The organism is Planobispora longispora (assembly GCF_016863135.1).
In the GTDB taxonomy this organism is placed as follows: domain Bacteria; phylum Actinomycetota; class Actinomycetes; order Streptosporangiales; family Streptosporangiaceae; genus Planobispora; species Planobispora longispora.
Map to the genome: position 1 here is coordinate 1 of NZ_BOOH01000031.1, position 11,022 is coordinate 11,022.

The window sequence follows — 11,022 nt, forward strand, 5'->3', positions numbered from 1 at the left end:
TTCAGGGCTGGTCGCCGTTGCCTGCGGCCATGCTGGCCGGAAGGAGCTCAGGGCTGCTCGCCGTAGCCGCGCACGCAGTATCCGAAGAGCAGGGTGGGAGCAGATCGCCCACTGGACACCCGGCGTTCCCGGCTCCGGTTCGTGGCCGCCACCAGATGAGATCGTGAAACCCGAACCCACCATCGCCCAATGGATGCTCACGGTCGACGTCCTCGGGCGCTGGGCTGCATCGAGTGACCGCCTGGGCCATCACGACGCAGCTGCTCAAGAACGCGAACTCCGCGTGCTGATCGTCTCCCGGCTTCAAGCGCACGGCGTTCAGGCTCCCTGAGGGCTCCGCCCGCAGTTTCCGGCCAGGACACGTCCTGTAGACCACCCTCGTCTTGCAGAAGATCGAAGCCGATCATTGCCCAGGGTGAAAAGCCTCATGCGATATCACTCAAAGGCAGCCGTCGGAGAATCAGGGGAGGAGCGGGCCGGAAGCCGGGACAGTTCTGCTCGTGAAGGTGAGCAGAGGGTTGAAAGATCTGCAACGGGCGGCTCGATCGGGAAAGCCCGTCCGTGTGCAGCGGGACATCGATCATGCTGATCGCTTGGTCGGAGGCCCTCCACCTCATTTGCCATGAGATGTGGTGTTCTACTCTCACTCGTCCCGGAGTGGGCGCGGCTACGGCGAGCAGCCCTGAGCTCCTTCCGGCCAGCATGGCCGCAGGCAACGGCGACCAGCCCTGAACCCGTCCCGGATCTGCGCTTCAGCCGCCCACAGTCCACCGTACGGCCGGACAGGGCCCGCCCCTACGGTCCGCACCGGCGCCGGACTTTCCAGTCCGGGTGCGTGCCGTACCGGCACCAACCCGCCGTACCGGCACCCGCCGTAGGGGGAGTGTGATCTCGGTGGTCTCATTGTTTCCCGCTGGACTTCAGCGATCGATGTCGAGAGCCCGCCGGTGGCTCCGACTCCTCTGTGACAAGCGACTCCGGCCCCTCCTGGGGCCGCCTGCAGACTACGGGAGAAGCCATGACGACCGCGTTCCAGACGGTGACCTCGGCCGACGGCACCGCCATCGCCTTCGAGGCGGTCGGTGGAGGGCGGCCGGTGATCCTGGTGGGCGGGGCCTTCAACGACTGTTCCACCGTCGCCGGGCTGGCGGCCGCGCTGGCGCCGGATTTCACCGCGGTCGCCTATGACCGCCGCGGTCGCGGCGACAGCGGTGACGGTGAGAGCTACGCCGTGGAGCGGGAGATCGAGGACATCGCCGCGCTGATCAAGCATGTGGGCGGGTCGGCTGCCGTGTTCGGGCACTCCTCGGGTGCGATCCTGGCCGTCGAGGCGGCTCGGACGGGGCTGCCGATCGACAGGCTGGCGGTGTACGAGCCGCCGTACGTGGTCGACGACAGCAGGGAGCGGCCCGGGGCCGACCTGGCCGAGCGCCTCCGGGTCCTGATCGGGCAGGGCCGCCGTGACGACGCGGCGGCGCTGTTCCTGACCGAGGCGGTGGACGTGCCCGCGGAGATGGTCGCGGGCATGCGGAGCGCTCCGGTCTGGGACCGGTTCACCGGACTCGCGCACACGCTGCCCTACGACGTGACGATCTGCGGCCCCGGCAACGTCCTGCCGGCCGACGGCCTGGCGACGATCACGGTGCCGACGCTCGCGATCGACGGCGCGCTCAGCCCCGGCTGGGCCCTCGCCGCCACCCGGGCGGTCGCCGACGCCGTTCCGGGCGCCCGCCACCTGACGCTCGAAGGCCAGGACCACGGGGTGCTCCACCACCCCGACGCGCTCCGTCCGGTCCTGCTGGACTTCTTCGCCTGATCCGCCGCTCCGGCTAACCGGGCAGGCGGAGGTCGGCGAAGACGGCGCGGTGGTCGGTGCCGGGGACGGTGTGGACGCTGACCTGGTTCACCGCCACCCGCCGGTCCACCACGACGTGGTCGATGGTGATGACCGGAGGGATGCTCCTGCCCGCCGGCCACGTGGGGACGAGTCCCTGTCCCACCCGGTCGGCGGCGTCGGCGTAGCCCCGGTCGAGGAACCGGCGCATCACCGCGTGGTCGAGACTGGCGTTGAAGTCTCCGGCGAAGATGCGGATCCTGTCGCCGGACGGGGCGGGGAAGGCGTCGATGGCGGTCGCCCAGTCGTACACCAGGTCGCCCAGCGGCGCGTAGGGGTGCACGTCGATGATCTCGACGGGCTTGGCGCCGGGGAGGGTGATCACGGCGGCGGGCATGTTGTGCCCGACGGGCCGGAACAGGTTCTCCAGCGGGGTCATCGGATACCGGCCGTACAGGCCGCTGCCACGCGCGTCCGGCTCGTCCTGGAGCACCCGGTACGGCAGCAGCTCGTCGATGCCCGCCGCGTCCAGCGCCTCCACCATCTCCGGGGTGAGCTCCTGCGCGCTCAGCACATCCGGTTTCAGGCGTTTGAGCAGGTCCATGACGGCGGCCGGCTCGGCGCGGCCGTACAGCATGTTGAGGGTGAGAACGCGCATCGGGGCGCCGGGTCCGGCCTCGGCCGAGCCGACGGCCCGGGGGAGCACGCTGAGGCTGAGCGCGGCCGTGGTGACCAGCGCGACGGCGGTGGCCGCGCGGTTGCGGGCGAGCGCTCCGACGAGCACGGGCACCAGCGAGCCCACCGCCGCGTACGGCGTCGCGGTCATGATCTGGGTGGGCAGCGAGCCCCGCTCCAGCCCGGCGACCCGGGCCACCGCCCAGATGGCGAACGGCGCGACCGCGGCCCAGGCGAGAGCCCCGGGGACGCGCCGGCGACGGCGAGGCGGTGTCATGATCGTGCCGCCGACGTCGCCACCGGATGCGATGTCCACATTCACGCTGCCCCGCTTCATCCGCCCTCGTCTGTGAGAACGACCCTAGTCAGGGACTCGTGAGGCACGTGTAAAACGGTCCGAGAACCGTCCCGGTCACCCTCCGGAGCGCAGGACCTCACAGGCGCGGCGGACGAGCCTCCGGGTGGCCTCGTCGGTCGGATCGGGGATCTCGTCCACCGGGAACCAGCGCAGGTCCAGCGACTCCTCGCTGATCACCGCCTCGGCCCCGGCGGAGGCGACCGCGCCGTACTCGACGTCGAGGTGATGGCTGAACGGCGGGTGGCACCAGACGCGGTGCCTGTCCAGCGCCAGCGGTCCGGGCAGGAGCCGTATCCCCGGGATGCCCGACTCCTCGGTCGCCTCCCGCAGCGCCACGCCCTCCAGGGAGAGGTCGCCGGGCTCGCAGTGACCGCCCATCGGGAACCACATCTTGGCCTTGCCGTGCAACGTCAGCAGCACCCGCTCGCCGTCGTGGGACAGCACCGCCGTGGTGGCCGTCAGGTGGCCGGGGACGCACTCGCGGTACATCCCGTCCCGGTGGGCGTGCAGGTGCGCCAGGAACTCCTTGCGCAGCAGCTCCTCCTCGGGAGTGGGCGCGGCCCACTCTCCGAGCACGGCCCGGGCGTCCGCGTGCAGGCGGGTGCGGCCTCCTTCGCCGGTGACGTCCGCGGCGGCCCGGTTCTCCCCGGCCGGCTCGCGGACGCGCTCTCCCCCGCCGGTGACGTCCGCGACGTCGCCGGGGCCGTCGGCTCGCTCGCTCCGCTCGCTCACGCGCCGCCGTTCTCCGTGCCGCCGTCCTTGCCGCGGCCCTCCTCGCCGCCCTTGCCCTCGTCGCCCTCGCCGTCCGGCTCGCGGAGGGACGCCTCCAGGCCGGACAGGTCGAACTCGGGCTCGCCCCGGACGAAGCGCTCCGGGTCGTCGAGGTCGTCGGCGGTGGGCATCAGGTCGGGGTGGTTCCAGACCGCGTCCCGGCCGTCGATGCCCCGGTCCGCCTCCAGGGCCCGCCACAGGGCGGCCGCCTCGCGCAGGCGGCGCGGGCGCAGTTCGAGGCCGACGAGGGTGGCGAAGGTCTGCTCGGCGGGACCGCCGCTCGCGCGGCGGCGCCGTACCGTCTCGGCCAGGGCCGCCGCGGAGGGCAGCTTGCCGCCGGCGGCGCCGGACACCACCGTGTCGACCCAGCCCTCGACCAGGGCGAGCGCCGTCTCCAGACGGGCCAGGGCGGCCTTCTGCCGCTCGGTCTCCTCGGGCTTGAGCAGGGCGCCGCCGCTCAGGACCTGCTGGAGCTGCTCGGGGTTGTTGATGTCGAGCCCGCGAAGCTGCTCCTCCAGGGCGGAGACGTCCACGGTGATGCCCCGGGCGTACTCCTCCACGGCGCCGAGCAGGTGCGCCCGCAGCCACGGCACGTGCTGGAACAGCCGGTGGTGGGCCGCCTCCCGCAGGGCGAGATACAGGCGGATCTCGTCGGCGGGCGTCTCCAGCCCCTGGCCGAAGGCGGCGACCCCGCCGGGCAGCAGGGCGGCGTCGCCCGACAGCGGCAGGCCGATGTCGGTGGAGCCGACCACCTCGCGGGCGAGCGAGCCGAGGGCCTGGCCGATCTGCTGGCCGACCATCATGCTGCCCATCTGCTTCATCATGCCCATCAGCGGCCCGGCCATGGCCTGGGCCTCGGCGGGCAGGCCCGCGGCGCCGAACGTGCCGCTCATGGTCTCGACCATGCGGGCGGCGACCGGGTCGCAGAGCTGCCGCCAGACGGGGACGGTCTTCTCGATCCACTCCGACCGGCTCCACGCCTGGGGGTTTCCCACCCCGCTGGGGAGCACGGTGGCCTCGTTGAGCCACAGATCGGCGAGGTTCAGGGCGTCCACGATCTGGCGCCGCTCGCCTTCCATGACGCTGGGGTCGCCCTCGGCGACCACGGTGTGCCGTGCGATGTTCTTCGCCATGTCCCAGTTGACGGGGCCGGAACTCTGCGGAGCGGACAGCATGTCGGCGAACTGGCGCATGGCTGCCGCGATCTGCTCCGGGTTGCCGAACATGGCGAACGGGTTCTCGTTGGGGTCGTTTTCCCGACCTGGCAAGTCAGTCACCGCTCTACCTCGTGCAGGATGGAGGAGTCCACATCCGCCACGTTATCCGCCGCGCGGCGGATCAGTGCAAAGTGAGGACCTGGTGCCTACCTCGAAACGCCTCCGGCCACCGGTCGTCGCCGTCACCGGCGCGGCCTCGGGCATCGGTCGCGCGTTCCTCGCGAAGGTCGCCTCGTCTGCGGATTTCCGCAGAGTGGTGGCCATCGACGAGCAACGCGGCGACGTGCCCGACGTCACGTGGCGGGTGCTCGACGTCCGGGATCCGCTCTTGGCGAACCGGATATCCGACATCGATGTCCTCGTCCATCTGGCAGGTGACTACGCGCTCGGCTCCGACGCGGGAGAACGCCGCGCCTACAACCTCCGCGCGGCCCAGACGGTGCTCACCGCCTGCGCCGCCGCCCGGGTGCGCCGGGTCGTGCTGGTCACCAGCGCCATGGTGTACGGCGCGGCGGCCGACAACGAGGTCCCCCTGCCGGAGGACGCCGCGGTGGCGGCCGAGCTCGACACCGGCATCGTCGGCGACTACCTGGAGATCGAGGCACTGGTCCGGCGCTCGCTCCGCAGTCACCCGGGCCTGGAGGTGACGGTGCTGCGCCCGGCCGTCCTGGTGGGGCCCGACGTGGACAGCGTGGTGACCCGGCACTTCGAGGCGCCGAGGCTGCTCACCGTGAAGGGGTGCAGCCCCCGCTGGCAGTTCTGCCACGTCGACGACCTGGTCTCCGCGCTGGAGCTGGCCGCGCTCGGGACGGTCTCCGGCGTGGTCGCGGTGGGCGGGGAGGGGTGGCTGGAGCAGGAGCAGGTGGAGGAGATCTCCGGGCTGCGCCGCTTCGAGCTGCCCGCCGGGCTGACCTTCGGCACCGCCCAGCGCCTGCACCGCCTGGGCGTCACTCCGGCGCCGGCCACGGACCTGCACTACGTGGTCTATCCCTGGGTGGTCGACTGCGCCGCGCTGCGCGCGGTGGGCTGGAAACCGCAGTGGACCAACGAGGCCGCGTTCACCCAGCTCCTGGAGCTGCGCGAGGGCAAGCACGCGGTCGTCGGCCGCCGCCTGTCCGGCAAGGAGGCCACGCTCACCGCCGCCGGCGCCACCGTCGCGGTCCTCGGCACCGCCGCGATCGTCCGCGTCGCCCGCAAGAAGCGCCGATCCTGACCCGGGACCGGACCGCCCTTGCTCCGGGACGGTAGTCTTTCGGCGTGGATGTCATCCGGTTGCTGGGCATTCGTGACGAGACGCTCTCCGTGGACGAGGTGCTCGCCGCGGTGAACGATCACGCCGCGGGCGGGACCGCGGTCTTCATCGGTACGGTCCGTGACCAGGATCACGGCAAGCCGGTCACCCGGCTGTCCTACTCGGCGCACCCGAGCGCCGAGGCGGAGCTGCGCAGGGTGGCCGAGAAGGTCGCCGGTGACTTCCCGGCCACCGCCCTGGCCGCGGTGCACCGGGTCGGGGACCTGGAGCTGGGCGACATCGCGGTCATCGTCGCCGTCGCCTGCCCCCACCGCGGGGAGGCGTTCACCGCCTCCCGCCGGCTGATCGACGACCTCAAGAGCGAGGTCCCGATCTGGAAGCACCAGGTCTTCGCCGACGGCTCGACCGAGTGGGTGGGGGCCTGCGAGTGACGTCCGGAGCACCCCGCCGCCGTCTCCGTCTCACCGCCATCACCGCATAGGCTTCCTCTCATGTCCCGACGTGCGCTGACCCTGATGGCGGCCGGTTTCCTCACCCTCGGCCTGGGGGTCGCCGGCACCGTGCTGCCGGTGCCGTACGTCGTTCTGAGTCCCGGACCGACGGAGAACACCATCGGCGAGGTCAAGGGCAAGCCGGTGATCAGCATCACGGGACGCCAGACCTATCCGACCGAGGGCAAGCTCAGCCTCGTCACGGTGGCCTACCAGGGCGGGCCCGGCACCAGGATCGACCTGTTCACCGCGTTGCGGGGCTGGGTCGACCCGACCATCGCGGTCGTGCCCGAGGAGACCATCTTCCCGCCGACGACCACCGCCGAGGAGGTCGAGGAGCAGAACACCCAGGAGATGACCAACTCCCAGGACGACGCGACCGCCGCGGCGCTCAGGGAGTTGAAGATCCCCTTCACCGCGGTGGTGGTCGTGGCGGCCACCGAGAAGAACTTCCCGGCGCACGGGAAGTTCACGCAGGGGGACGAGATCGTCTCGGTCGACGGGGTGCCCGCCGTCGACCGCGAGACGATCTCGTCGACCGTCCGCAAGCACAAGGCGGGCGAGCAGGTCGCCTTCGTCGTCAAGCGGGGCGGGAAGGACGTGACCGTGACCGTCCCGACCGCGGCGTCGAAGGAGGGCACGCCCGTCGTCGGCATCTCCATGGGGCTCGAGTACAAGTTCCCGTTCGACGTGAACATCAGCGTCGGCGACGTCGGCGGGCCGAGCGCGGGGATGATGTTCTCCCTCGGCATCATGGACAAGCTCACTCCCGGCTCGATGACCGGGGGCAAGTCCGTCGCCGGGACCGGGACGATCACGCCTGACGGCAAGGTCGGGCCCATCGGCGGCATCCAGCAGAAAATGGTGGGCGCCCGCGATGCCGGGGCCACGTTCTTCCTCACCCCCGCCGCCAACTGCGCCGAGGCGCTCGCGGCCGTTCCCGACGGGCTCAAGCTGATCAAGGTGGAGACGCTCCACGACGCCGTCCAGGCGCTCGACGCGGTGCGCACCGGCTCGGGCGGCACGCCGGGCTGCTCGTCCGGCTGAGATCCGGGCGGCACGCCGGGCCGCCCGTCCGGCTGAGATCCGGGCGGCATGCCGGGCCGCCCGTCCGGCCGAGGCACGGGTGTGCGACGCGGCCGCCGGGACACGCGAGGCGACTGAGACCGGACGCGTGGGGCGCGGGCGGGCACCGATCCGGTTCGCGGCGCGTTGACCGTACGGGACCGAGAAAACCGCGGGCCGCCGTGGCCAAGCCGTGTCGAGCGGCTGAGCGCGGCGGAACCCCCGTCGGTGTAGGTTGCCAGACACAGACCGTGCTCATACGACAAGGGGTTGGCTTTGAGCATCCGACCCGGAGCCGGTAGGGCGCGACTGCCCCGCCGGCCGCGACTGCTGCTTCCCGTCGCGATCGCCCTGATCGCGATCGTCGCGTTCTTCTTCCTCTTCGCCGGCATCTTCACCGACTACCTCTGGTACGACTCGGTGGACTACACCTCGGTGTTCTCCGGCGTGATCGTCACCCAGATCCTGCTCTTCGTGGTGGGCGCGCTGCTGATGGTGGGCATCGTGGGCGGCAACACGCTGCTCGCCTACCGGATGCCGCCGATACTCACCCCCGAGCGGTTCAGCGGCGGCGTCAGCGGCGCCGACCGCTACCGGATGGCGCTCGACCCGCACCGCAAGCTGATCTTCCTGATCGGCGTGGCGGTGCTCGCGCTGTTCGCGGGATCGTCGTTCGCAGGCCAGTGGAAGACCTGGCTCGAGTTCTTCAACGCCGTGCCGTTCGGCGAGCTCGACGCGCAGTTCAAGACCGACATCTCATTCTTCATGTTCACCCTCCCGTTCATCCGGATGGTGCTGAACTTCCTGTTCACCGCGGTGGTTCTCTCCGCGGTGATGGCCACGATCGTGCACTACCTGTACGGGGGGTTCAGCCTCCAGTCGCCGGGCGTGCGCGCCTCGCGCCAGGCCCGGGTGCACCTGTCGGTGCTGCTCGGCGTGTTCGTGCTGCTCAAGGCCGTCGCCTACTGGTTCGACCGGTACGACCTCGTCTTCTCCGAGCGGGGCTTCGTGCACGGGGCCTCCTACACCGACGTCAACGCGGTGCTGCCCGCCAAGACCATCCTGGCGATCATCGCGCTGATCTGCGCGATCCTGTTCTTCGCGGGGATCGTGCGGCCCGGCGGCATGCTGCCCGGCGTCTCCTTCGGCCTCCTGGTGCTCTCGGCCATCCTGATCGGCGGGGTCTACCCGGCGCTGGTCCAGCAGTTCCAGGTCAAGCCGAACGAGCAGGCGCGCGAGCAGGAGTTCATCGGCCGCAACATCGAGGCCACCAGAAAGGCCTACGGCGTCGAGAACTCCGAGGTCATCCCCTACAACGCGCAGGGGAACGCGGACAGCGCCAACGTCAGCGCCGACACCTCGATCTCCGGTGTGCGCCTGCTCGACCCGAACCTGGTCGGCCAGACGTACCAGCAGAAGCAGCGCATCCGCGGCTTCTACGACTTCCCGGAGAAGCTCGACGTCGACCGCTACCCCGACCCGCGCACCGGCGCGATGCGCGACACCGTGGTGGCCGTGCGCGAGCTGGTCGGCCCGCCGGCGGAGCAGGACAACTGGATCAACCGCCACCTGGTCTACACCCACGGCTACGGCTTCGTCGCCGCGCCGGGCAACGAGGTCGATGCCGAGGGCCTGCCCAACTTCACCGCCAAGGACATGCCCGTCACCGGCCCGCTGGTCGACCAGACGAAGCTGACCGAGCCGCGGATCTACTTCGGCGAGCACCCGCTCTCGGCGGAGTACTCCATCGTGGGAGGCGGCAGGGAGCAGGAGCTCGACTACCCCTTCTCCGAGACCAACGGGGTCGGCAGCGGCCAGAAGAACACCACCTACGCCGGCAAGGGCGGCGTCCCGGTGGGCTCGTTCTTCAACCGCATGCTCTACGCCGCCAAGTACGGCGAGCTCAACCTGCTGCTGTCGGGCGACATCACCGACAAGTCCAAGATCCTGTACGAGCGTGACCCGGCCCGGCGCATCGCCAAGGTCGCGCCGTTCCTGAGCCTGGACAACAACCCCTACCCGGCCGTCGTCAACGGCAGGGTGGTCTGGATCGTCGACGCCTACACCACCTCGAACGCCTACCCGTACTCCACCAGCAAGAGCCTGGAGGAGATGACGCGGGACACGGTCACCGATCCGCGCCTGGTGGTGCAGCAGCCGCGCGACAGGATCAACTACATGCGCAACTCGGTGAAGGCGGTCGTGGACGCCTACGACGGCACCGTGAGCCTGTACGCCTGGGACGACAAGGACCCGATCCTGAAGACCTGGATGAACGCCTTCCCCGGCGTCATCAAGTCGAAGACCGAGATGGCCAAGGAGCTCGAGCAGCACCTGCGCTATCCCGAGGCGCTGTTCAAGGTCCAGCGTGACGTCCTGTCCCGCTACCACATCACCGACCCGAACGCGTTCTACAGCGGCCAGGACTTCTGGAACGTCCCCAACGACCCGTCGGCGGGCGAGGTCAAGCAGCCGCCGTACTACCTGTCGGTCAAGATGCCCGGGACGGCGCAGCCGTCGTTCTCGCTGACCACCACGTTCGTGCCGCGCCAGGGACCCAACCTGGCGGCGTTCATGGCCGTGAACGCCACTCCGGGGCCCGACTACGGGAAGCTGCGCATCCTGCGGATGCCGTCCAACACCACGATCCCGGGTCCGGGACAGGTGCAGAACAACTTCCAGAACAAGTTCTCCGGCGAGCTCAACCTGCTCGGTCTGGGCCAGGCGAAGGTGCGGTACGGCAACCTGCTGACCCTGCCGTTCGGCGGCGGCCTGGTCTACATCGAGCCGGTCTACGTGGAGATCGCGGGCGGCACCGGCCAGGAGCCGTACCCGATCCTGCGCCGGGTGCTGGTGGGCTACGGGAGCAAGGTCGGGTCGGGCGACAGGCTGGAGGCGGCGCTGGCGGCGGTCTTCGGTGAGAACGCGACCCAGCAGCCCTCCACCGACGACAAGCCGCAGCAGGGCGACAAGCAGCCGGAGACACCGGCCAAGCCGACCCTGACGGAGGCCGAGTTGACCAAGGCGATCGACGACGCCCGCAAGGCGTACGAGAAGGCGAAGCAGGCCCTGGCGAGCGATCCGCCGAACTGGACGGAGTACGGCAAGGCCCAGGAGGAGCTCAACAAGGCACTGGAGAAGCTGGGCGGAGCCCTGCAGAGCGCGGCCCCCACGGCCACGCCCGCTCCCACGGCGACACCGACCCCCACGGGCAGCCCCGCGCCCACGGGAACGCCGGCTCCCACGGCGACTCCGGCGCCCTCGCCGTCACCGACGTCGTGAGCCCCGCGGGGCGTCCGCAGGGCGCCCCGCACCTGCGCCGATCGAATTGATTCGCGTCCACTCCCGAGTACCGGTAG

The 11,022-nt window shown here is 70.7% G+C and carries 9 protein-coding genes; 6 read left to right on the forward strand and 3 right to left on the reverse strand.

What is annotated here, in order from left to right:
- Positions 1-331, forward strand: a 331-nt coding sequence (locus Plo01_RS19325; RefSeq protein ID WP_203892038.1) for a hypothetical protein, incomplete at its 5' end; no start/stop codon positions are given.
- A gap of 687 nt (positions 332-1,018) precedes the next feature.
- A complete protein-coding gene (locus tag Plo01_RS19330) occupies positions 1,019-1,816 on the forward strand; it encodes an alpha/beta fold hydrolase (RefSeq protein ID WP_203892039.1) in 798 nt (265 codons plus the stop codon).
- 13 nt (positions 1,817-1,829) lie between these two features.
- Here Plo01_RS19330 and Plo01_RS19335 read toward each other — a convergent pair whose 3' ends face one another.
- The 3 genes from Plo01_RS19335 to Plo01_RS19345 all read right to left on the reverse strand — a co-directional run bounded on the left by Plo01_RS19335 (position 1,830) and on the right by Plo01_RS19345 (position 4,915).
- The gene (locus Plo01_RS19335; protein ID WP_239316657.1) at positions 1,830-2,846 is read right to left on the reverse strand and encodes an endonuclease/exonuclease/phosphatase family protein; all 1,017 of its coding nucleotides are present in this window, start codon (positions 2,844-2,846) and stop codon (positions 1,830-1,832) included.
- Positions 2,847-2,921: 75 nt separating this feature from the next.
- Positions 2,922-3,464, reverse strand: a complete 543-nt coding sequence (locus Plo01_RS19340) for an NUDIX hydrolase (protein WP_203892044.1) — start codon at positions 3,462-3,464, stop codon at positions 2,922-2,924.
- Between the two features lie 131 nt (positions 3,465-3,595).
- A complete protein-coding gene (locus Plo01_RS19345; RefSeq protein WP_239316659.1) occupies positions 3,596-4,915 on the reverse strand; it encodes a zinc-dependent metalloprotease in 1,320 nt (439 codons plus the stop codon).
- 79 nt (positions 4,916-4,994) lie between these two features.
- Between Plo01_RS19345 and Plo01_RS19350 the strand changes: the two genes are divergently transcribed.
- The 4 genes from Plo01_RS19350 (at position 4,995) to Plo01_RS19365 (ending at position 10,945) form a co-directional block, all read left to right on the forward strand.
- The gene (locus Plo01_RS19350) at positions 4,995-6,068 is read left to right on the forward strand and encodes an NAD-dependent epimerase/dehydratase family protein (protein ID WP_203892046.1); all 1,074 of its coding nucleotides are present in this window, start codon (positions 4,995-4,997) and stop codon (positions 6,066-6,068) included.
- Positions 6,069-6,112: 44 nt separating this feature from the next.
- On the forward strand, positions 6,113-6,538 hold the full coding sequence (locus tag Plo01_RS19355) for a molybdenum cofactor biosynthesis protein MoaE (protein WP_203892040.1): 426 nt from the start codon (positions 6,113-6,115) through the stop codon (positions 6,536-6,538).
- A gap of 60 nt (positions 6,539-6,598) precedes the next feature.
- The gene (locus Plo01_RS19360; protein WP_203892041.1) at positions 6,599-7,645 is read left to right on the forward strand and encodes a YlbL family protein; all 1,047 of its coding nucleotides are present in this window, start codon (positions 6,599-6,601) and stop codon (positions 7,643-7,645) included.
- A gap of 294 nt (positions 7,646-7,939) precedes the next feature.
- Positions 7,940-10,945 (forward strand): UPF0182 family membrane protein, encoded by a 3,006-nt coding sequence (locus tag Plo01_RS19365; protein ID WP_203892042.1) that lies wholly within the window; start codon positions 7,940-7,942, stop codon positions 10,943-10,945.
- The last annotated feature ends 77 nt before the right edge of the window (positions 10,946-11,022 follow it).

Excerpts from the sequence above, each read along its gene's own strand:
- Plo01_RS19360 (WP_203892041.1), top strand. The coding sequence starts at position 6,599 with ATGTCCCGACGTGCGCTGACCCTGATGGCGGCCGGTTTCCTCACCCTC.
- Plo01_RS19330 (WP_203892039.1), top strand. The coding sequence starts at position 1,019 with ATGACGACCGCGTTCCAGACGGTGACCTCGGCCGACGGCACCGCCATC.
- Plo01_RS19335 (WP_239316657.1), bottom strand. The coding sequence starts at position 2,846 with ATGAAGCGGGGCAGCGTGAATGTGGACATCGCATCCGGTGGCGACGTC.